21 protein-coding genes are annotated in these 21,715 nt (G+C 66.3%); 11 read left to right on the top strand and 10 right to left on the bottom strand.

The window, feature by feature from the left end; translation table 11 throughout:
* Positions 1-2 precede the first annotated feature (2 nt).
* The 6 genes from tsaE to EN786_RS25995 all read left to right on the top strand — a co-directional run bounded on the left by tsaE (position 3) and on the right by EN786_RS25995 (position 9,674).
* Positions 3-1,511, top strand: coding sequence for a tRNA (adenosine(37)-N6)-threonylcarbamoyltransferase complex ATPase subunit type 1 TsaE (tsaE, locus tag EN786_RS26020; RefSeq protein WP_127310905.1), 1,509 nt, complete (start codon positions 3-5; stop codon positions 1,509-1,511).
* Positions 1,508-2,236 (top strand): nucleotidyltransferase family protein, encoded by a 729-nt coding sequence (locus EN786_RS26015; RefSeq protein ID WP_127310904.1) that lies wholly within the window; start codon positions 1,508-1,510, stop codon positions 2,234-2,236. Before tsaE ends, EN786_RS26015 begins: the two co-directional genes overlap by 4 nt.
* Positions 2,233-5,352 carry a double-strand break repair protein AddB gene (gene addB, locus EN786_RS26010; protein ID WP_135908997.1) on the top strand — a complete coding sequence of 1,040 codons (3,120 nt, stop codon included), beginning with the start codon at positions 2,233-2,235 and terminating at the stop codon, positions 5,350-5,352. Before EN786_RS26015 ends, addB begins: the two co-directional genes overlap by 4 nt.
* Positions 5,349-8,861 carry a double-strand break repair helicase AddA gene (addA, locus tag EN786_RS26005; RefSeq protein WP_135908995.1) on the top strand — a complete coding sequence of 1,171 codons (3,513 nt, stop codon included), beginning with the start codon at positions 5,349-5,351 and terminating at the stop codon, positions 8,859-8,861. The genes addB and addA overlap by 4 nt, the downstream gene beginning before the upstream one ends.
* 74 nt (positions 8,862-8,935) lie before the next feature.
* The gene (gene trxA, locus EN786_RS26000; protein ID WP_126057124.1) at positions 8,936-9,259 is read left to right on the top strand and encodes a thioredoxin; all 324 of its coding nucleotides are present in this window, start codon (positions 8,936-8,938) and stop codon (positions 9,257-9,259) included.
* A 133-nt stretch (positions 9,260-9,392) separates the two neighbouring features.
* Positions 9,393-9,674, top strand: coding sequence for a cupin domain-containing protein (locus tag EN786_RS25995; RefSeq protein WP_127283612.1), 282 nt, complete (start codon positions 9,393-9,395; stop codon positions 9,672-9,674).
* A 21-nt stretch (positions 9,675-9,695) separates the two neighbouring features.
* Here the strand turns inward: EN786_RS25995 and EN786_RS25990 are convergent, their stop codons facing one another.
* The 6 genes from EN786_RS25990 to EN786_RS25965 form a co-directional block, all read right to left on the bottom strand.
* Positions 9,696-10,115: a VOC family protein gene (locus tag EN786_RS25990; protein ID WP_127312156.1), complete on the bottom strand. Its 420-nt coding sequence runs from the start codon at positions 10,113-10,115 to the stop codon at positions 9,696-9,698.
* A 40-nt stretch (positions 10,116-10,155) separates the two neighbouring features.
* Entirely contained in the window at positions 10,156-11,481 is a 1,326-nt protein-coding gene (locus EN786_RS25985; protein WP_135908993.1) for a folylpolyglutamate synthase/dihydrofolate synthase family protein, read from the bottom strand.
* 121 nt (positions 11,482-11,602) lie between these two features.
* Positions 11,603-12,529: an acetyl-CoA carboxylase, carboxyltransferase subunit beta gene (gene accD / locus EN786_RS25980; RefSeq protein WP_127283609.1), complete on the bottom strand. Its 927-nt coding sequence runs from the start codon at positions 12,527-12,529 to the stop codon at positions 11,603-11,605.
* A gap of 97 nt (positions 12,530-12,626) precedes the next feature.
* The gene (trpA, locus tag EN786_RS25975) at positions 12,627-13,466 is read right to left on the bottom strand and encodes a tryptophan synthase subunit alpha (protein ID WP_127311388.1); all 840 of its coding nucleotides are present in this window, start codon (positions 13,464-13,466) and stop codon (positions 12,627-12,629) included.
* Between the two features lie 2 nt (positions 13,467-13,468).
* Positions 13,469-14,689, bottom strand: coding sequence for a tryptophan synthase subunit beta (trpB, locus tag EN786_RS25970; protein WP_127311389.1), 1,221 nt, complete (start codon positions 14,687-14,689; stop codon positions 13,469-13,471).
* Positions 14,690-14,715: 26 nt separating this feature from the next.
* On the bottom strand, positions 14,716-15,375 hold the full coding sequence (locus EN786_RS25965; protein WP_127311390.1) for a phosphoribosylanthranilate isomerase: 660 nt from the start codon (positions 15,373-15,375) through the stop codon (positions 14,716-14,718).
* Between the two features lie 111 nt (positions 15,376-15,486).
* Between EN786_RS25965 and EN786_RS25960 the strand changes: the two genes are divergently transcribed.
* Positions 15,487-15,705: a hypothetical protein gene (locus EN786_RS25960; RefSeq protein ID WP_127283604.1), complete on the top strand. Its 219-nt coding sequence runs from the start codon at positions 15,487-15,489 to the stop codon at positions 15,703-15,705.
* A gap of 27 nt (positions 15,706-15,732) precedes the next feature.
* Here the strand turns inward: EN786_RS25960 and EN786_RS25955 are convergent, their stop codons facing one another.
* From EN786_RS25955 to EN786_RS25940, 4 genes are all read right to left on the bottom strand, one after another.
* Positions 15,733-16,491, bottom strand: a complete 759-nt coding sequence (locus EN786_RS25955; RefSeq protein ID WP_127283603.1) for a M48 family metallopeptidase — start codon at positions 16,489-16,491, stop codon at positions 15,733-15,735.
* A 119-nt stretch (positions 16,492-16,610) separates the two neighbouring features.
* Positions 16,611-17,096 (bottom strand): DUF2852 domain-containing protein, encoded by a 486-nt coding sequence (locus tag EN786_RS25950; RefSeq protein ID WP_127311391.1) that lies wholly within the window; start codon positions 17,094-17,096, stop codon positions 16,611-16,613.
* A gap of 75 nt (positions 17,097-17,171) precedes the next feature.
* A complete protein-coding gene (locus EN786_RS25945; protein WP_135908991.1) occupies positions 17,172-18,356 on the bottom strand; it encodes a benzoate/H(+) symporter BenE family transporter in 1,185 nt (394 codons plus the stop codon).
* Positions 18,357-18,358: 2 nt separating this feature from the next.
* Positions 18,359-19,153: an alpha/beta hydrolase gene (locus tag EN786_RS25940; RefSeq protein ID WP_127311563.1), complete on the bottom strand. Its 795-nt coding sequence runs from the start codon at positions 19,151-19,153 to the stop codon at positions 18,359-18,361.
* 219 nt (positions 19,154-19,372) lie between these two features.
* On the opposite strand from EN786_RS25940, the gene infC reads away from it, so the two are divergent.
* From infC to rplT, 4 genes are all read left to right on the top strand, one after another.
* Complete coding sequence (gene infC / locus EN786_RS25935; RefSeq protein ID WP_059187883.1) at positions 19,373-19,909, top strand: translation initiation factor IF-3; 537 nt, start codon at positions 19,373-19,375, stop codon at positions 19,907-19,909.
* A 182-nt stretch (positions 19,910-20,091) separates the two neighbouring features.
* On the top strand, positions 20,092-20,742 hold the full coding sequence (locus tag EN786_RS25930) for an isoprenylcysteine carboxylmethyltransferase family protein (protein ID WP_127311562.1): 651 nt from the start codon (positions 20,092-20,094) through the stop codon (positions 20,740-20,742).
* A 230-nt stretch (positions 20,743-20,972) separates the two neighbouring features.
* Positions 20,973-21,176, top strand: coding sequence for a 50S ribosomal protein L35 (rpmI, locus tag EN786_RS25925; RefSeq protein ID WP_027166935.1), 204 nt, complete (start codon positions 20,973-20,975; stop codon positions 21,174-21,176).
* Positions 21,177-21,269: 93 nt separating this feature from the next.
* On the top strand, positions 21,270-21,671 hold the full coding sequence (rplT, locus tag EN786_RS25920) for a 50S ribosomal protein L20 (protein WP_042637600.1): 402 nt from the start codon (positions 21,270-21,272) through the stop codon (positions 21,669-21,671).
* Positions 21,672-21,715 lie beyond the last annotated feature (44 nt).

Here is a 21,715-nt window from a genome sequence, read left to right as displayed (position 1 = left end):
TCATGGCAGGGCTGGAGCGTTTTCTCGCCGACGAAGCCGCCACGGCAAGGCTGGGTGAAGACCTGGCGATGGCGCTGCGCCCGGGCGACGTGCTGGCGCTCAAGGGCGATCTCGGCGCCGGCAAGTCGACGCTGGCGCGGGCGCTGATCCGGGCGCTGGCCGACGATGCCGGCCTCGACGTGCCGAGCCCGACCTTCACGCTGGTGCAGAGCTACGAGACGCGCCTTCCCGTGCATCATTTCGATCTCTACCGCCTGTCTTCGGCGAGCGAGCTCGACGAACTCGGCTTCGACGACGCGCTGGCGCAAGGGGGGGCGGCCCTGGTCGAATGGCCGGAACGCGCCGAAGCCGCTTTGCCCGATGGCACGGTCTGGATCGAGCTCGTCCACCAGGGCGACGGCCGCCTGGCGAAGCTGTCGGGACAGGGCGCTGCCATCGATCGCGCGGCGCGCTCGCTGGCGATGCGCGATTTCCTGGCCACGGCCGGCTGGGGCGAAGCCGCCAGGCGCTTCTTCGTCGGCGACGCTTCCGCCCGCTCCTATGAGATCGTTTCGCTCGCCGGCATCGCGCCGCGCGTGCTGATGAACTCGCCGCGGCTGGTGCTCGGCCCGCCGGTGCGCGACGGCAAGCCCTATGCGGTCATCGCCCACACCGCGCAGTCCGTCACCGCCTTCGTCGCCATCGACAAGGCGCTGCACGCCGCCGGGGTCAGCGTGCCGGAGATCCATGCCGAGGACCTGGAGCAAGGCTTCCTGCTGCTCGAGCATCTCGGCGCGGAAGGGTTCCTGGGCCAGAACGGCGAGCCGATCGCCGAGCGCTATGCCGCGGCGGCCGAGCTGCTGGCGATGATGCACGGCAAGGCCTGGCCCGACAGGATGGCGGCCGCGCCCGGCATCTTCCACGACGTGCCGCCCTTCGATCGCGAGGCGATGCTGATCGAAGCCGATCTCCTGGTCGACTGGTATGTGCCGATGCTGACCGGCAAGCCGGCGGGCAATGCCTTGCTGGCCGGCTACCACAACGAATGGAACAAGGTGCTCGACCGGCTCGAGGGCAGCCAATACACGCTGATGCTGCGCGATTTCCATTCGCCCAACATCATCTGGCGCGGCGACCGCACCGGTCATGACCGGCTCGGCGTCGTCGATGTCCAGGACGCGCTGATCGGTCCCGCCGCCTATGACGTCGCCTCGCTCGCCATGGACGCCCGCGTCACCATCTCGCCTGCGATCGAGAAGCGGACGCTCGATGCCTACATCGCGGCGCGCCACGCCGCCGGCGCCTTCGACGAGGCGGCGTTCCGGGAGGCCTACGCGATCATGGCGGCGCAGCGCAATTCAAAGATCCTCGGCATTTTCGTGCGGCTCGAGAAGCGCGACGGCAAGCCCTTCTACCTCAAGCACCTGCCGCGCATCCGCGACTATCTCAGAAGAGCGCTGGCGCACCCGGCACTCTCCGGGCTACACGACTTCTACGCCGCCCATGGCCTGCTGGAAGAACGACCGCTGTGACCGCAACCCCCAGGACCGCAATGGTGCTCGCCGCCGGGCTTGGAAAGCGCATGCGGCCGATCACCGACACGATGCCGAAGCCGCTGGTGGAAATCGCCGGCAAGACGCTGCTCGACTGGGGGCTGGACAGCCTGGCGAGCGCCGGTGTCGATAGGGCGATCGTCAACGTTCATTATCTTCCGGACCAGATCATCGCCCATGTCGCCGGCCGCAAGGCGCCGAGGATCGTCATCTCCGACGAGCGCGAGATGCTGCTGGACTCGGCGGGCGGCATCGTCAGGGCGCTGCCCGCGCTGGGACAAGAGCCCTTCTACATCATCAACGCCGACACGTTCTGGATCGACAGCGGCCAGCCCAGCCTGCAGCGCCTTTCCCTTGCATGGGACGCTGCCAGAATGGATATTCTGCTGATGCTCACCGATCTCGATTCCGCCACCGGACATTGCGTCGGCACCGATTTCCTGGTGGCGCCGGACGGCGCCCTGCAGCGCTCGAAAGGCGATCCGGCCGGCCTGATCTATGCCGGGGCTGCGATTGTCCATCCGCGCATCTTCAAGGACGCGCCGACGGGCCCGCATTCGCTCAACGTCTATTTCGACACGGCGATCGGCGCCGGACGGCTGTTCGGAATGGCGATGCAGGGCCGCTGGATCACCGTCGGCACGCCCGACGCCATTCCGCTCGCCGAGGCGGCAGTCGCCGGCGCCCTCGCGAAAGCGATATGAGCGGCTCGCGCCGCGTTTTCTCGATCCCGCCCGGAGCGCCGTTTCTGCCGACGCTGGCTGAAGCCTTGCTGGCCGGCCGGCTTGTCCCCGGCTTCCGCTTCGAGGGCGACCCGCTGGCGCTCGCCGACGTCACGCTCTATGTGCCGACACGGCGCGCGGCGCGGGCATTGCGCGGCGCCTTCGTCGACATGCTGGGAGGTCGCTCGGCCATTCTGCCGACGGTGCGGCCACTCGGCGAGTTCGACGAGGACGAGGCCGCCTTCGACACCGAGGCACCGCCAGCAATCGATCTGGCGCCGCCGATCGCGGCGCAGGAACGCTTGCTGTTGCTGGCGCCGCTGGTGCGGGCGTGGAAGGAGAGCCTGCCGGCGCATGTCGCTGCGCGCTTCAATGAGGAATTCGTGGTGCCGACCTCGGCGGCCGACGCCATCTGGCTGGCGCGCGACCTTGCCCGGCTGATGGACGAAATCGAGACCGAAGGTACGGATTGGGCGAAGCTCGCCGGGCTGGTCAGCGGCAACCTTGCCGGCTGGTGGCAGGTGACGCTCGATTTCCTCGGCATCGTCACCGACCACTGGCCAAGGCTGCTGGAGGAGCGCAGCCTCTCCAATCCGGCCGCGCACCGCAGCGCGCTGATCCGGCTGGAGGCGGCGCGGCTGAAGCGCAATCCGCCGGCCGGACCGGTGGTCGCCGCAGGCTCGACCGGCTCCATTCCGGCGACTGCCGAACTGCTCGCGGCGATCGCCGGCCTGCCTAACGGCGCGGTCGTGCTGCCCGGCCTCGACAAAGGGCTGGATGAGGCATCCTTCGCCGCGATTTCAGCACCCGGCGCGCGGCCGGCCACGCTCGGCCATCCGCAATACGGGCTGGCGAAGCTGATCGGCGGCATCGGCGTGCTGCGCACCGATGTCGAGGAGATCGTCGCCGCCGACCGGGCGCTTTCGCTGCGCGCGGCGCTTGTCGGCGAAGCACTGCGACCGGCCGAAACCACCGAATTGTGGACCGCGACCCGCCCCGGTTTCGCAGGCGAGGCCATGGGCGAGGCCCTGGCCGGTGTGACGCTGGTGGAAGCCGCAAGCGAGCGCGACGAGGCAGTGGCGATCGCGATCGCGCTGAAGCGCGCCGTCGAGCAGCCGGCCCGTCGCGCAGCACTTGTCACCGGCGACCGCGCGCTGGCGCGGCGCGTCTCTGTCGAGCTCGAGCGCTTCGGCGTCGTCGCCGACGATTCCGGCGGCACGCCGCTCGCCAACACGCCGGCGGCGAGCCTGCTGAGGCTGGCGCTGCAGGCCGCATTCCGGCCTGGCGATCCGGTCGGCCTGTTGTCGCTGCTGAAGCACCCGCTGCTTGGCCTCGGCCTCGACCGTGGGCGCGTGCGCCATGCGGCGGAGATCGTCGAACTGGTGGCATTGCGCGGCGGCACCGGGCGGCCGGACGCGGCCTCGCTGGCGTTGCTTTTCGAGGCCCGCCTTTCGGGTCTCGGCCACAGCCGCCCGCCCTTCTGGCTCTCGCGGCTGTCGGCGCGCGGCCTCGACGAGGCGCGGGACATGCTTGCCCGCCTGGCCGAGGCGCTTGCGCCGCTCACCGCCTTTCGCGGCGAACAGGATGCCGACCTCGCCGCCTTGACTCATGCAAGCGTTGTTGCGCTGGAGAACCTTGGCCGGGCAGCCGATGGCGGCCTGGCGCAACTCTATGCCGGCGACGCCGGCGAGAAGCTCGCCGAACTCATGCGCGGCCTTGTCGCCGCTTCGGTGCCGTTCGCCTTCGCGGCAGCCGAATGGCCGGACGTGATGGACGCGCTGATCGCGCCCGAAATGGTCAAGCCGGCGCAAGGCACCGACCGCAACATCGCCATCTGGGGCGCGCTGGAGGCGCGGCTGCAAAGCGTCGACACGCTCGTCATTGGCGGGCTCAACGAAGGCGTGTGGCCGCGCAAGCCGGAGAGCGACCGCTTCATGTCGCGGCTGATGAAGACCGGCATCGACCTCGAGCCGCCGGAACGGCGCATCGGCCTTGCCGCGCACGACTTCCAGATGGCGATGGGCGCGAAAGAGGTGGTGCTGACGCGCTCGGCCCGCTCCGGCGACGCGCCGGCGGTGCCGTCGCGCTGGCTGCAGCGCATGCTGACCTTCATCGGCAAGGAGCATGCGGCAGCGCCCTTGCGGCGCGGCGAGGCGCTGCTCGCCTGGGCGCGCGCGCTCGATGCCGGCGAGCGGCAGGATTTCGCGCCACGGCCGCAGCCGAGGCCGCCGCTCGGCGTGCGGCCGCAGCATTTCTCGGTCACCGAGATCGAGACGCTGCGCCGCGACCCCTATGCCGTCTATGCCAGGCGGATCCTCGGCCTGATGCCGCTCGATCCCGTCATCCGCGATCCCGGAGCGGCCGAGCGCGGCACGCTGTTCCACGCCATCCTGCATCTGTTCTCAGCCAGGATCGCCGATCCGCGCCAGCCGGACGCGCTGGCAGGTCTTCTCGAAGCCGGCCGGGCCTGCTTTGCGGAAGCCGCACTGCCACCTGACATTGAGGCGGTGTGGTGGCCGCGCTTCGAAAAGCTCGCCGCCAACATCATCGAATGGGAGCATGGCCGCGCCGACGCCGTCGCCCAGCGCTATGCCGAGGAACGAGCCGAGAAGACTGTGGTCGGCCGCACCGGGGTGACGCTGTCCGGCTATGCCGATCGCATCGACCTGCTGGCCGGCGGCATGGCCGACATACTCGACTACAAGACCGGGTCCTCGCCATCGAAGGCGCAGGCGCACACGCTGCTTTCGCCACAGCTGGCGCTGGAAGGCGCGCTGCTCAGGCGCGGCGCCTTCAAGGCGCTCGGCACAGCTGAGCCCTCGCAGCTCGCCTTCGTGCGGCTGAAGCCCAATGGCGACGTGTTCGAGGAATCGATCCTCGAATACAACCGCAAGCCCAGGACCGCCAATGAGCTCGCCGAGGAGGCCTGGGCACGGCTGGAGAAGCTGCTCTTCCACTTTGCCGACCCGACGACCGGCTATCTGTCGCGCGCGCTGCCGTTCCGCGAGGGCGAGGCCGATGGCGACTACGACCATCTCGCGCGCGTGCTCGAATGGTCGGCCGGCGGCGATAGCGAGGACGAGGCGGGGGAGGCATGAAGAAGGCCTACCCGATCCCCAGCGACACCGCTGCCAGCCAGGCGCGCGCTTCCGACCCGCTGAATTCGGCCTGGGTGTCGGCCAATGCCGGCTCGGGCAAGACGCATGTGCTGGCGCAGCGCGTCATTCGGCTGCTGCTCAACGGCACCGATCCGTCGAAAATCCTCTGCCTGACCTATACGCGCGCCGCCGCCGCCAACATGTCGAACCGGGTGTTTTCGACGCTGTCGGAATGGACCTCGCTCGGTGACGCCGAGCTCGCCGCGCGGATCGCGACGCTGGATGGCCGCCGCGCCGACGCCGACACGATGCGCCGCGCGCGGCGGCTGTTCGCCGAAGCACTGGAGACGCCGGGCGGGCTGAAGATCCAGACGATCCACGCCTTCTGCGAATCGGTGCTGCACCAGTTCCCGCTGGAGGCCAACATTCCCGCGCATTTCGAGATGCTCGATCCGCAGATGGAAGCGTCGCTGTTCGCCGATGCCCGCCGCGACATGATCTCCGGTGCCAGCGCCGGCGCCGAAGGACTGGCCGAGGCCTTCGCCACGGTGCTGGAGCGCGGCGGCGAGGCCGGCCTCGACGCGCTGCTGGCCGAGATCGTGGCGAAGCGCGATGGGCTGCGCGCCTTCCTGTCGGAGCTGGGCGAGGACTTCCGGCCGCTGTTCGCCGAATTCCGCTTCAGGCCAGGCCTGACGGCCGAGGACATCGCCGCCTCGCTCTGGCCATTGCCCGGCTTCCTGCCAGACTATTTCGCCGGCTTCGCGCGCACCGCGGAAACGGCCGATGCGCGCATCGTGCTGAACAACATCCTGCCCTATGCCAGGCTGGCATTCGCCGAAGCCGACCCGATCCGCAGGCTGCAGCTGCTCGGCAAGGCCTTCCTCAAAGCCGATGGCGACGCTTACGAGCCGGCAAAGACCTTCAAGAGGGCGCTGCTCGACCGGCTGCCCGACCTGCCGGAGCGCTATCTGGCGGCGGCCAAGGCGATCCTCGAGGTTTCGGACCGGCTGGCGCTGTTTCGGATGCTCGAAGGCACGGCGGCGGCGTTGACCGTCGCCCGCTGGCTGATCGCCCGCTATGAGCAGCTGAAGCGCGGCCGCGGCTTCCTCGACTTCAACGATCTGATCACCCGCACCGTCGCCCTTTTGTCGCGGCCCGATGCCGGCCCCTGGGTGCAGTTCAAACTCGACCAGGGCATCGACCACATCCTGCTCGACGAGGCGCAGGACACCAGCCCCGATCAGTGGGAGGTGGTGAAGAAGCTGACAGAGGAATTCTTCGCCGGCCTCGGCCAGCGCGAGACGGTGCGGCGCACGATGTTCGCCGTCGGCGACGAAAAGCAGTCCATCTATTCCTTCCAGGGCGCCGCACCCGATTCCTTTGCCGAGAGCAGGGTTTTGTTTGCCGGTCGCGTGCGCGACGCCGAAGCCTCTTTCGCCGATCTCAAGCTGACCTGGTCGTTCCGCTCCAGCGACGATGTGCTGGCCGCCGTCGACCGTGTCTTTGCCGACCCGGGCGTCAGGCGGGGCATCAGCCACGACCCCGATCCGCTCAGCCACAAGGCGATCCGCACCGACGCGCCGGGCTATGTCGAGGTGTGGCCGTCGATCGGCGCCGACGCGGTCGAGGAACCGGACGACTGGACCTTGCCGGTCAACCACGCCAGCGCGCCGGCGGTGCGGGTGGCCGAGCATGTGGCTGCAACGATCCAAGCCTGGCTCCGGGACGGCGAGGTCCTCGAGGGCAAGGGCCGCAGGCTGACGGCCGGCGACATCCTTGTCCTGGTGCGCAAGCGCGACCGCTTCGTGCATGCTTTGTCGCGCAGCCTGAAGAACCGGCAGATCCCCGTCGCCGGTGCCGACCGGCTGAGCCTGCCCGGCCACATCGCGGTGAAGGACCTGATCGCGCTCGGCCATTTCCTCATCCAGCCCGAGGATGACCTTTCTCTCGCCGCCGTGCTGCGCAGCCCGATTTTCGACGTGTCCGAGGAGCGGCTCTTTTCGCTGGCCAACGGACGGCCGACGGGTCTTTCGCTATTCGCTTCGCTCCGCAAGCAGGGTGGCGAGGATGCCGTGCTGGCCGGCATTGTCGCGCGGCTGGACGCCTGGACGGACGAGGCTGCCTTCAAGCCGGTGTTCGAATTTTACGCCGCGGCCCTTGCGCGCGACGGCCTCCGCAAGAAGATGATCGCGCGCCTCGGGCCGGAAGCCGGCGACATAATCGACGAATTCCTGAGCTTCTGCCTTGCTGAGGAGCGCACAGGCCTGCCGGGGCTGGAGGCTTTCCTGGCAACGCTGGAAAGCAGCGGGCCAGAGATCAAGCGCGAGATGGACCAGACCCGCGACGAGGTGCGCGTCATGACCGTGCACGCAGCCAAGGGCCTGGAGGCGCCTGTCGTCTTCCTGGTCGATGGCGGTTCGGCGCCGTTCAGCGACCAGCATCTGCCGCGCCTGATGCCGTTCGAGGGTTCGGGCGAGAATCTTGGGGGCAAGGGCTATCTCTGGCGCTCGGCGAGCGACGTTGCCAATAGCTTTTCGAAAGCCGCGGCCGCGCATGCAAGGGAGCTTGCCGACGACGAATACCGCCGTCTGCTCTATGTCGGCATGACGCGGGCCGAGGACCGGCTGGTCGTCTGCGGCTATCACGGCAAGCGCGCGCCGAGCACCGGCACCTGGCATACGATCGTCAGCCGGGCGCTGATCGGCGCGCCGGAAAGCGGGGAGCGCCGGCACCCGGCGACGGACGAGGTCGCAGTGCACCGCTTCCATATGACCAAGCTGCCGCCGGTGGCGTTGGCGGCGGCCGGATCGGCAAGCCCGGTGCAGCATGTCGCGCCGCTGCCGGAAAACCTGTTCCGCCCGTTGCCGCCCTATGAGGAGCTGCCGCGGCCTCTGTCGCCCTCCGGCGCCTCGGCGCTGATCGACGAAGCCAAGCAGACGGTGACCGACACGCGCTCGCCGGTACTGGATGCCGAGGCAGAGCCCGGTTTCGCCGTCCTGCGCGGGCTGGCGCTGCACAAATTGCTGCAAATGCTGCCTTCGATCGCTGAAGGCGAGCGTCAGGACGCCGCGGAACGCTATCTGGCGCGCGCCGGCGCCGGCTGGCCAGAAGCAGAGCGCGGCAAAGCGGTGGTCGCGGTGATGGCGATCCTCGCCGATCCCCGCTTCACCGCATTGTTCGCGCCCGCATCGCGCGCCGAAGTCGCTGTCATGGGCAGCCTCGAGCTGAGGGGAAAGCTGCGCTCGATCTCCGGCAAGATCGACCGGCTGGCGATCTCCGGGCACAGCGTGTCGATCGTCGACTACAAGACCAACCGGCCGGCGCCGGCGACGCTGGAGGAGGTGCCGCCTGCCTATGTGCTGCAGCTGGCGCTCTATCGGGCACTGCTTCAGCCGCTCTATCCCGGCCGCGCGGTCCGGGCCGTGCTTTTGTTCACAGAGGCGCCAAGGCTGATCGAGCTGCCGGCGCGTGCTCTTGACGATGCCCTTGCCCGACTCACGGGAGCGTGACACAAGAACTGCTTGAATTAGGCCGCTGCCACCACCACATTTGGTGTAACCCGAGTTCTCGAAAGGATTTCCGCATGACCACCGTCAAGGTCGACAAGAGCAATTTCCAGGCCGATGTGCTCAACGCCAAGGAGCCGGTCGTGGTGGATTTCTGGGCCGAATGGTGCGGCCCCTGCAAGATGATCGCCCCGGCGCTGGAAGACATCGCCAAGGAGCTTGGCTCGAAGGTGAAGATCGCCAAGCTCAACATCGACGAGAATCCGGAGCTTGCCGCCCAGTTCGGCGTGCGCTCGATCCCGACGCTGATGATCTTCAAGGGCGGCGAAGTCGCCGACATGAAGGTCGGCGCGGCGCCGAAGACCGCGCTGTCGCACTGGATCAACGGCAGCCTCGCCTGAGCCAATCGAAAAGTTTCAAAGGACAAGCCCGGCCATCGCGCCGGGCTTTTTCTTTGGCGCCATGTCTCGGCGCCTTCTGGCCCTCGTGCGCTATGCCTGCATGTCGTCTGCTTGGGGCGGACAGGAGAACACCATGACCGGAACAGCCAAGGCCACCGTCTTCATCGACAACGAGCGCGTCATCGTCACCGAATACCGCTTCCAGCCCGGCGACAACACCGGCTGGCACCGCCATGGCCATGACTATGTCATCGTGCCGCTGATGGACGGCAAGGTGAAGCTGCTGACCAAGGACGGCGAATCCTTCGCCGAGATGAAGAAGGGGGCGCCCTATTTCCGCAAGGAGGGCGTCGAGCACGACGTCATCAGCGCCAATGACAGCGAATACGCCTTCATCGAGATCGAGCTGAAATAGTCCATAGACGGCGCGCGGAAGTCACCAGTCGGCGATGCGATCGCCGCCGGTAAATTGCGCGCTTTTGGCGGTGTATTCGAACAGCTCGATCTTCACGCCGTTCGGATCGCGGATCCAGGCCTGGAACGTGTCGTCGCAGGCGTGCTTCTTCGATGTGACCTCGACGCCCTTCGACCTGATATGGGCGATCGCCGCGTCGATGTTTTCCACTTCCAGGCAGAAATGGTTGATCTGGTTGCGATCGCTGTACCTGGCCTCGTCGTTCTGAAACACCTCGACATGGCTGCGGCCGCCGCAATCGAGGTAAAAGCCGAAAACCGTGCCGTCACGCAGGAAATTGAACCTTGTGTCCATGCCGAGCACGTCGCGGTAGAAGCTGCGCGTCGCTTCCAGGTCATGCGCGAAGATGCAGACATGGGCGAGTTGCTTGACCTTGATCACGACGGGCTCCTTGCGGTCAGAACAGGTCGCAACCCTGCCCTCAGGTCGGCGGCGTGCCGTTTTCGGCCAGCACCGCGCCGGCCAGGTAAAGCGAGCCGCCGATCAGGATGCGCGGCGGCGGACCGTCCCAGGTGTCGCGCAGCAGCATCAGCGCGCTGGCGACGGAGCTGACGGGTTCCGCCGACAGGCCGGCTTCGGCGGCGCGCAGCGCCAGCTCGTCATTCGGCACGCCGGCGTCGCTGAGGCTCACCGGCACCGTATAGACATGCCGGGCGAGCCCCTTGAAGGCACGGAAATAGCCGCTCTGGTCCTTGGTGTTGATCATGCCGGAGATCAGGAACAGCGGGCGCGGGTGCTTCTCTTCCTGCTCGGCGAGCGCCTCGGCGATGACGACGCCGGCGCCCGGATTGTGACCGCCGTCGAGCCAGATGTCGGCGCCCTTCGGCGCCAATTCGGCCAACTTGCCTTGCGCCAGCTTCTGCATGCGGCCGGGCCAGGCGACGCTGGCCATAGCCTTTTCGGCGGCGCGATGGCTGATGTCGAAGCCGGCGGCCTTGATCGCGGCGATCGCCGCGGCCGCATTGGCGAACTGGTGGCGCCCCGGCAGGCGCGGCGGCGGCAGGTCCATCAGCCCGTCCTCGTCCTGGTAGACCATGCGGCCGTTTTCCTCGAAAGCGAGGAAATCCTGGCCATAGACGAAGGTCGGGCAGTCGAGCCGCTCGGCGGTCTCGATCAGCACCTGCAGCGCCATCTCGCTTTCCTGCGCGCCGATGACAACTGGGCAGCCGGGCTTGATGATGCCGGCCTTTTCTGCGGCGATCAGTTCGACGCGGTCGCCGAGATAGGCCTCATGGTCCATCGACACCGGCATGATCACCGACACCGCCGGCCGGGCGATGACATTGGTGGCGTCGAAGCGGCCGCCAAGGCCGACCTCGATGATGGCCGCTTCGGCCGGATGCTCCGCGAACAAGAGGAAGGTGACGGCGGTGAGGATCTCGAAGACGGTGATCTTCTGGCCTTGATTGGCCGCCGCGACGCGGGCGATGGCATCGGCGAAGACCTGATCGTCGACCAGCTTGCCGCCGCCCTCGGCGGCGAGGCGGTAGCGCTCGTGCCAGTTCACCAGATGCGGCGAGGTGTGCACATGGACGAGGTGACCGGCCGCTTCGAGCAGCGCGCGCGAGAAGGCGGCGCAGGAGCCCTTGCCGTTGGTGCCGGCAATGTGGATCGCCGGCGGGATCAGCTCCTGCGGATTGCCGAGACGTTCTAGCAGCCGCGTGATGCGGTCGAGCGAAAGGTCGAAGCCCTTCGGGTGAAGCGCCATCAGGCTTTCGATTTCGCGGTCGGCGGCAAGCGTTGTCATGGACGAATCCTAGCGCATGACCCCGAAACCGGAAATCGGTTTCGGAAAGGATCATGCGCAATCAAAAAGCTACAGCACCGGACGGTGCGCGCAATCGCACCTCGCAGCGTTCAGTGTCGCGTCAGGCCTGCGGCCGCGCTTCCTGGTGGGCGAGCGCCGGCGGCAGGATCTCGGGCTCGAGCGGCTTTTCTTCCTGCGGCAGCTTGAGCAGCATCTTCAGAAGCCGCGCGATGGTCTGGCGCATCTCCAGCCTCGAAACCACCATGTCGACCATGCCGTGCTCCATCAGATATTCGGAGCGCTGGAAGCCGTCGGGCAGCTTTTCGCGGATGGTCTGCTCGATGACGCGCGGCCCGGCAAAGCCGATCAGCGCGCCGGGCTCGGCGATGTGGACGTCGCCAAGCATGGCATAGGAGGCGGTGACGCCCCCAGTGGTCGGATTGGTCAGCACGACGATATAGGGCAGGCCGGCTTCCTTCAGCCGGTCGACGCCGACCGTGGTGCGCGGCAACTGCATCAGCGAGAGTATGCCTTCCTGCATGCGGGCGCCGCCGGAGGCAGCGAACAGGATCAGCGGCCGCTTGCGCTGCAGGGCGACCTCGAACGCATGGACGATGGCGTCGCCGGCGGCCATGCCGAGCGAGCCGCCCATGAAGGCGAAATCCTGCACCGTGACCACCACAGGCAGTCCGTCGATGCTGCCCAGCGCATTGACGATCGCATCCTCGAGGCCGGTCTTGGCCTTGGCGTCCTTAAGCCGGTCGGTGTAGCGCTTCTCGTCGCGGAACTTTAGCGGGTCCTGCACGACCTTGGGATTTTCGAGCGTCTCGTATTTGCCGTCGTCGAAGAAATATTTCAGCCGCTCCTTGGCCGAGATCTTCATGTGATGGCCGGACGACGGGATGACGAACTGGTTGGATTCGAGGTCCTTGTGGAACACCATCTCGCCGGTCTCGGGATCCTTGATCCAGAGATTCTCGGGCATGTCGGTGCGCCGGCCGAGCATCGAATTGATCTTCGGGCGGACGTAATTGGTGATCCAGTTCATCGCTTCGGCTCCCGTCCTGACGAGGAATTATGCGTGCCGCCCAAAAGTGTTACCCGGTTTTGGGACAACGGCATGCACAAAACCAGATCTAGGCAAACTATTCGGCGGCAGCAAGGCGGGCGGAGCGGACGCCCTGGGCAAGGCCGCTGACCAAAGTAGCCACCGCCTCGGCCGGATCGGCGGTCTTTTCGCCCTTCGGCCCCAGCACATTGGCGACAGCGTTGACGATCGCGGTGCCGACGACGACGCCGTCGGCCGAGGCGCCGATGGTGCGCGCCTGCTCGGCGGTCTTGACGCCGAAGCCGACGCAGACCGGCAGCGCGGTGTGGCCCTTGATGCGCTTGACGGCCGCCGCCACCTTGGCGGTGTCGGCCAATGCCGAGCCGGTGATGCCGGTCATCGAGACGTAGTAGACGAAGCCGGAGGTGTTCTCCAAAACCTTGGGCAGGCGCCTGTCGTCGGTGGTCGGCGTCGCCAGGCGGATGAAGTTGATGCCGGCCTTCAGCGCCGGAATGCAGAGCTCCTCGTCCATTTCCGGCGGCAGGTCGACGACGATCAGCCCGTCGATGCCGCTGGCCTTGGCATCGGCAAGGAAACGCTCGACGCCGTAGATGTAGATCGGGTTGTAGTAGCCCATCAGCACGATCGGCGTCTCGTTGTCGGCGGTGCGGAATTCCGACGCCATCTTCAGCGTCTTGACCAGCGTCTGGCCGCCTTTCAGCGCCCTGAGGCCCGCCGCCTGGATGGCCGGGCCGTCGGCCATCGGATCGGAAAACGGCATGCCGAGCTCGATGACGTCGCTGCCTGCGCCAGGCAGCGCCTTCATGATGGCTAAAGAGGTGTCGTAATCGGGATCGCCGCCCATGAAATAGGTGACGAACACCGGGCGGCCCTCGGCTTTCAGCTTGGCCATGCGGCGGTCGATGCGGGTCGTCATGATCAGATCTCCATGCCCAGCATGTTGGCCACCGTGTGCACGTCCTTGTCGCCGCGGCCGGACAGGTTGACGATGACGATCTGGTCCTTGTCCATGGCCGGCACGATCTTGACCGCATGCGCGATGGCATGGGCCGATTCCAGCGCCGGGATGATGCCTTCGACGCGCGTCGTCAGCTGGAAGGCCTCCAGCGCCTCGTCGTCGAGGATCGGCACATATTCGACGCGGCCAGAGTCGCGCAGCCAGGAATGCTCGGGGCCGACGCCGGGATAGTCGAGGCCGGCCGAGATCGAGTGGCCGTCGAGGATCTGGCCGTCGGCATTCTGCAGCAGATAGGTGCGGTTGCCGTGCAGCACGCCCGGCGCGCCGGCATTCATCGACGCGCAATGCTCGACGCCATCGAGGCCGCGGCCGCCGGCTTCGATGCCGATGATGCGGACGTCCTTGTCGTCGAGGAAGGGATGGAACAGGCCGATGGCGTTGGAGCCGCCGCCAACGGCGGCGATGATGGTGTCGGGCAGGCGGCCTTCCTGTTCGAGGATCTGCGCGCGGGCTTCGGCGCCGATCACCGACTGGAAGTCGCGCACCAGCTCCGGATAGGGATGCGGGCCGGCGGCGGTGCCGATCAGGTAGTAGGTGTCTTCGACATTGGTCACCCAATCACGAAGCGCTTCGTTCATGGCGTCCTTCAGCGTGCCGTGGCCGGCGGTGACCGGCCGCACCTCGGCGCCGAGCAGCTTCATGCGAAAGACGTTGGGGCTTTGCCGGGCGACGTCGGTGGCGCCCATGTAGACGACGCAGGGATAGCCGAAGCGGGCCGCGACAGTGGCCGAAGCGACGCCATGCTGGCCGGCGCCGGTCTCGGCGATGATGCGCTTCTTGCCCATGCGCTTGGCGAGCAGGATCTGGCCCAGGCAGTTGTTGATCTTGTGCGAGCCGGTGTGGTTCAAATCCTCGCGCTTGAAATAGACCTTGGCGCCGCCGAGATGCCTCGTCAGGCCTTCGGCGAAATAGAGCTTTGAGGGCCGCCCGGCGTAGTGGGTCGACAGGTTCTGCAGCTCGGCCTTGAACTCCGGATCGTTCTTGGCCTCGTTCCAGTGCCGTTCGAGGTCGAGGATCAGCGGCATCAGCGTCTCGGCGACGAAGCGGCCGCCGAAAATGCCGAACATGCCCTGCTCGTCGGGCCCGGTGCGGAAGGAATTGGGCATAGCCGGCTTGTTCATCGCCGATCTCCTGGTTCAAGAATTGCTCAGGCGGCGCGGTCGTCGCGCGCGGCCCTGACGGCCCGGAAAAACTGCTCGATCAGCGCCGGATCCTTGACGCCCGGGGCGCTTTCCACGCCCGACGAAATGTCGATGCCGGGCGGATTGGCTGATCTCAGGGCGTCGCCGATGTTGACGGCGTTGAGCCCACCGGAAAGCATGTAATCGACGCCGGCGTCAAGGCCGGCAAGGATATGCCAGTCGAAGGCGACGCCATTGCCGCCCGGCAACTCGGAACCTTTCGGCGGCTTGGCATCGAAGAGGAAGCGGTCGGCGATGCCGACGAACGGCTTTATCCGCTCCAGATCGGCCGTCTCACTGATCGACAGTGCCTTCATCACCGGCAGGCCATAGCGCGCTTTCACCTCGGCCACCCGCCCGGGCGTTTCGGAACCGTGCAACTGCAACATGTCAGGCTGCATCCTGGCGACGATCTCATCCAGGAAGGTGTCGCTGGCATCGACTGTGACGGCAACCGCCAACGCCTTGCCGCGCGCCGCCTCGCGCAACCGGCCGGCGTCGGCGGGCTCGATATAGCGCGGGCTCTTGGCGAAAAAGATGAAGCCGACATGGCTGGCGCCGCCGGCCAGCGCCGCGGCCATTGCCGCGTCGGTCTTCAACCCGCAGATCTTGATGTCGAGCGCCATGGCGCGGGGATTGGCACGAAAAGCCGCAAGAGTCGAGAAAAAGCATGCTGTTGCCGCCACGGCGGAAAGCACTACCTTTCAAACAGGGGACATTGGCGGGAGCAGACAATCATGACCGACCGAACCGTTGCCGAACTCAGGCAAAAGATCGCGCAGGCGCGCGACGTGATCGCGCATCTGATGGACAAGGCCGCCTTCAATGGGGCCGAGGCGCACCGGGCGCTGGACTATTTCGGCGGTGACGCTTTCGACCGCAATTTCCTGCCGTGGCCGCAACATGGCGCCGAGGGGTTGCGACCGGAGGAACTGAACGCGGCGAATGATGACTGAGCGGCCGGCCCAAGGCCGCCGGACGCATCAATCGAACACGATCGCCTGCAGGGCGCCGCCGTTGCGCTTCAGCCAGTCCTTGCAGCGGTCGGTGTCGGGGCAGAGCTTTTCGCACAGTTTCCAGAATTTCGGGCCGTGGTTCATCTCCTTCAGATGCGCCACCTCATGCGCGACGAGGTAGTTTATCACCGGCGCCGGCGCCATCATGATGCGCCAGGAGAAGGACAGATTGCCTTCCGAGGTGCACGAGCCCCAGCGGCTGGAGGTGTCCTTGAAGCGGATCGCCTTGGCGCGCTTGCCGAGCGCTTCGGTGTGTTTGGCCACCAGCTTCTCGATCTCGCGCTTGGCCTCGCGCTTCAGATAGTCGGCGATGCGGCGCGGCAAATGCACGCGCTCGCCATGCACGATCAGCAGCGGGCCACGCTCGTCGCGCGAGATGGTGACGGTGCCGCGTTTGGACGGATCATGGACGATGCGATGCGCCACGCCGCGCACCGGAATCTTGATGCCCGGCCGCACCTGCGGCCGTGTCGGCACCTTGGCCAGCCGCTGCTCCAGCCAATCCTGGTGACGGTCGAGGAATTTCTCCACCTCGCCGCGGCGCAGGCCCGGCGGCACGGTGATACGCAGGCCCTGGCCGCCGGAATCGATGCGCAGCGTCAGCCGCCGCGCCCTGTGGCTTTCGACGATCTTGAGCGGCAGGGTGCGGCCGGCGACGCTGTGCTCACGCTCGACGACTGGCGCCGGCTTGGGTTTGGTCAGGCTGCGGAAAAAGCCGATGGTCATGGCCGGACGATACGCGATTCGAGGAAAACGACCAGTGGAGTGAACTTAAAAAGAGAACAAAAACGAAACGGCGCCGCTTGCGCGACGCCGTTTGTCATAGCGAGGCCGGTCGCGCAACCTCAGTCGTCAAGCAGGTTCGAGCCCTTGCGCTTGGGGGTCGACGGGCTTGCCGGCTTGGTCGTCCCGGTCGTCGTCGGCGCGGTCGACTTGTTGCGGTTGGCCATGAAACGATCGAACTCGTCCTGGTCCTTGGCGCGGCGCAGCTCGCGGGCATAGTCGTCGAACTCGGTCAGCATCTCGTCCAGCTTGCGGCGTTCCTCGGCCAGGCGGTCGAGCTCCTTTTCGCGCCAGTCGTCGAAAGCGACGTTGCCGGTGCGGGCCGAGCCGTGGCCCCAGCGCGCGGCCTTGTCGGAACCGCGGCGGCAGCCGGCGAAGATGCCGTCGGTGGCGCGGTTCACGTCACGCTTGAAGCCGTCGAGCCGATCGCCCCAGATGATGTAGGCGAGCATGGCGAAGCCGAGCGGCCAGAACACCATGAAGCCGATCACCATCAGCGCGATGGTCGCCGGCGTCCAGGCCGGACGGATCAATGCAGTTGTGTTCATTTTCTCCCAGTCCTTCCGTTGGGCACAGCCAATCCTGGCTGCGTGGAATCGAGATGGGATGGGCAAAACGGCGATTCAAGACGACCGCATCCAAAACCGGACAAAGGGCTGAAATGATTGTCTCATTTTGAGTTCTTCGAGGAAAAGCACGACCATTCCGGCAACCAGGCCCCAGAATGCCGCGCCGACGCCGAACAGCGTCAGCCCCGAGGCGGTGACGGCGAAGGTGACGATGGCGGCCATGCGGTGGCCTTCGTCCTTGAGCGCTATCGACAGCGCGTTGGTCAGCGGCGCCATCAGCGCAAGACCCGCCACCAGCACGATGAGGGCCTGCGGCAGTACGGCGAAGATCGCCACCAGCGAGGCGCCGAACATGGCGAAGACGAGGTAGGCGAGCGTATAGAACGGGCCTGTCTTCCAGCGCTCGGCGGGATCGGGATGGACATCCGGCCCGGTGCAGATCGCCGCTGAAATCGCCGCCAGATTGGTGGTCGGCCCGCCGAACGGCGCCGACAGCAGCGAGAAGAAGCCGGTGACACCGATCAACGGACCGGGCTCGGGGTGGTAGCCGGCGGCCTTCAGCACCGCGAGGCCGGACAGGTTCTGCGAGGCCATGGTGACAAGGTAGAGCGGCAGCGCGAGCCCGATGACGGCGCCGGCCGTGAACTGCGGCGCAATCAACGTCAGCGTCGACAGTTCCGGCGCCGGCAGGCCGCCGACGCGGCCGGTGAGGAAGGCGGCCAGGCCACCGCCGATCAGCACCGCCAGCACAGACAGCGCCGGATTGAACAGGCGGATGACGAAGAAGGCCGCGATCAGCGGCAGGATCAGCCAGGGATCGGAAGGGATGGTCTTGAAGGCATTGGTGGCGAAGCCGACGAGGATGCCGGCCAGCATGCCGGAAGCGACGGAGGGCGGAATCCGGGCGATGAATTGGGTCAGCGGCTTGAACAGGCCGGTGGCGATCAAAAGCACCGCGGTGACGATGAAGGCGCCGACCGCCTCGTTCACCGAAAAGCCGCTCGATGCCGCGAGCAGCGCCAAGCCGGGCGTCGACCAGGCGGTGATGACAGGCATTTTCGTGCGCCAGGACAGCCACAGGCACTCGACCGCCATCGCCAGGCAGATCGCCGTCACCCCGCTCGCCGTCTCGACCTGCGTCGCGCCGACCGCCTTGGCGGCGGCGATGACGACGGCGAGCGTGCCGCCGAAGCCGACGATCGCGGCGACGAAGGCGGATATCGGAATGGAGATGCGCATGCTCACATGCCCCGCTGCACCATATCGCCCACCGCCCGCAGCAGCAGGTCGAGATCCTGCGGCCGCGACAGGCGGTGGTCGCCGTCGGGAATGAGCGAAAGCGTCACGTCGTCGGCCGGCAGCAAGGCGGCAAGCTTGAGCGCGTGGCTGGACGGCACATCCGCATCGGCGAGGCCCTGCAGGATGTGGACCGGGCAGTGGGTGTCGATCGGCCCGCCCATGACCAGGTTCTTGCGACCGTCATCGATGAGGGCGCGCGTATAAATATAAGGCTCAGCCGAATAGTCCGACGGTTCGGCGAAGAAGCCCCTTTCTGACAGATCGCGCTTCTGCGCCTCGGTCAGCGCCGGCTCGACCAGTTCGGCGGTGAAATCCGGCGCCGGCGCCAGGAGCACCAGGCCGGTGACGCTGGCGTCGCCCGCCTTGCGCAGTTCCTGCACCATGCGCAGCGCGATCCAGGCGCCCATCGAGGACCCGACCAGGATCTGTTTGCCTTGGGTGAAACGGCGAAAGACGGCGAGGCTCTCGGCCAGCCATTTCGAGATGGTGCCGTCGGCGAAGGCGCCGCCGGACTCGCCATGGCCGGAATAGTCGTGGCGCAGGAAGGCTCTGGGCTCCTTTGCCGCCCATCCGGCCAGCGTCTCGGCCTTGGTGCCCAGCATGTCGGACTTGTAGCCGCCGAGCCAGACGACGCCGGGCGCGGCGCCTTGCGACGGCCTGACGGCCGCGCCTTGCGACTGCCTGACGGCGATGCTGGTTCCCCCGACATCCAGAAACATGGGAGCGGTTGCGGTCATGGCTGGCGTCTGGTCCTGTTCCTTGTGCCGGTCTTTTGGCACGGCGGAGCGTTCGACGAAAAGTGCTCTGCAACTTTCTTTGCTTGGTGCAGACGCGGGATCAGGTGATTTCTTGCGAAGGCTGTGCTATTGACTTGCGCCGCGCGCTCACCACATTGGCGCGTCCCGACCATCCGAACCCTACGAACCCCGAACGAAACGGCCAAGGAGACCACGACCATTCGCAGACCTTTCAAAGCAGCGGCGCCCACCAAGGATGGGCCGCGCTCCAACCGCGACATCCGGGTGCCCCGGGTCCAGCTCATCGACGCAGAAGGCCACAATCGTGGCGATGTTTCCATCAACGACGCATTGCTGCTGGCCGAAGAGGCCGGGCTCGATCTCGTCGAGATCTCGCCCAACGCGCAGCCGCCCGTCGTCAAGATCCTCGATCTCGGCAAGCTGAAATACGCCAACCAGAAGAAGGCGGCCGAAGCGCGCAAGAACCAGAAGGTCATCGAGATCAAGGAGATCAAGATGCGCCCGAACATCGACAGCCATGACTACGAGACCAAGATGAAGGCGGTGCGCCGCTTCTTCGAGGACGGCGACAAGGTCAAGCTGACGCTGCGCTTCCGTGGCCGCGAAATGGCGCATATGGAACTCGGCATGCAGCTCCTGAACAAGGTTCGCGAGGAAGTGGCGCCGATCGCCAAGGTCGAAGCCGAACCGAAGCTCGAAGGCCGCCAGATGATGATGGTGCTGGCGCCCCGCTGACAGGCGGGCGCCGACCAACCCAGGCGTTGGCGTCGATCACGGCTTCGAGAAGCCGAATTGACCACTTTCCATGGCAGCGTGCTCTAAAATCCGCCTGAATTGCGGAGCACGGCGTCCCGATGATCGGCGGGGCGCCTGTTTTCAATCCGATCGCCGGCAAACCTCGACGATCGGATTGCATCATGGTCGATGACGTCAAATACCCTGACACCAACCCCGTGAAATACGGGCTGGGCAACTACCAGCAGATTCGCAGGATGGTGCTGGCGGTGCTGATCGTGGTGCTGTTCGCCGCGCTGCTGTTCGGCCAGTCGACCTTTCCGCCCGACACGTGGGTGCATGAGTCGATCGAGATGTTCGGTGTGCTGCTGATCTTCCTCGGCATCGTCGGCCGGCTGTGGGCGACGCTCTACATCGGCGGGCGCAAATCCTCCGAAGTGGTCACCGGCGGCCCCTATTCGATCACCCGCAACCCGCTCTATGTGTTCTCGACGGTCGCCGCCGCCGGTGTCGGGGCGCAAATCGGCTCGTTCACCGGCATCATCCTGTTCGCGGCCCTGTGCGCCGGGGCGTTCCACATCGTCATCCTGCGCGAGGAGAAATTCCTCAAGGAGGCGCTCGGCGCCCCTTACCGAGCCTATCTGGCGAAAGTGCCGCGCTTCTTCCCCGACCTCTCGCTCTACGACGAAGGCGACACCGGCAGCTTCAAGCCGCGCCTGCTTCTGAACACGCTGCTCGACGGGCTGGTGTTCCTGGTCGCGCTGCCGGCCTTCGAGCTTATCGACGGCGCGCAGCTGTCGGGCGTGCTGCCCGTGCTCTTCAGGCTCCCCTGATCGCGGACAGAGCGTCGCATGGCTTGAGGTGTTGCGCGCCGGCCGTGTTTGATCTATAGGACCGCCGTTCCGCGTATCGGCCTGAAATCGTCTTTCGGAAAGATACGCAGGAACAAAAACGAAAACCGCCCGGCAGGGCATGCCGTGGCGGTTTCATTTGCTTTTCGGGCTTTGGTCGGCCCGAAGCGAACAAGAAGCGCGATGGTGCGCCCACAATACGGAGTAGCAAAATGCCCAAGATGAAGACCAAATCGGCCGCCAAGAAGCGGTTCAAGATTACTGCCACCGGCAAGGTGCTGTCGGCTGCCGCCGGCAAGCGCCACGGCATGATCAAGCGTTCCAACAAGTTCATTCGCGATGCCCGCGGCACGATGGTTCTGGCTGAACCGGACGGCAAGAAGGTCATCAAGAATTTTCTGCCGAACGGCCTCTGAGCATTCGGCCTGGACACGCAACTGGTTTGACGCAATTCCGAACGGAAAACCGCTAAACACTTTTCCTGGAATTGCTTTTAAGGAGATCATGACATGGCACGCGTAAAGAGAGGCGTCACCGCTCACGCCAAGCACAAGAAGGTCCTGAAAGCCGCCAAGGGTTTCTACGGCCGCCGCAAGAACACCATCCGCATCGCCAAGCAGGCGGTGGAGAAGTCGCTGCAGTACGCCTATCGCGACCGCAAGAACCGCAAGCGCTCGTTCCGCGCGCTGTGGATCCAGCGCATCAACGCCGCGACCCACGAGCACGGCCTGACCTATGGCCGCTTCATCGACGGCCTCAACAAGGCCGGTATCGAGATCGATCGCAAGGTCCTGTCCGACATGGCCATCCACGAGCCGCAGGCTTTCGCCGCGCTGGTGGCCAAGGCCAAGGTCGCGCTCGAATACCTGAAGAACACCACGCCGAACGCTTTTGAAAGCGCTGTCGCCTAAGCCAGCGCTTCCCAAGCATTCGCAATTCTGATTTGGGGAACCCG

The organism is Mesorhizobium sp. M4B.F.Ca.ET.143.01.1.1 (assembly GCF_004792275.1).
GTDB classification, from domain to species: domain Bacteria; phylum Pseudomonadota; class Alphaproteobacteria; order Rhizobiales; family Rhizobiaceae; genus Mesorhizobium; species Mesorhizobium abyssinicae.
The sequence above is the reverse complement of the archived record's forward strand: the minus strand, read 5'-3'. Positions and strand labels throughout refer to the sequence as shown.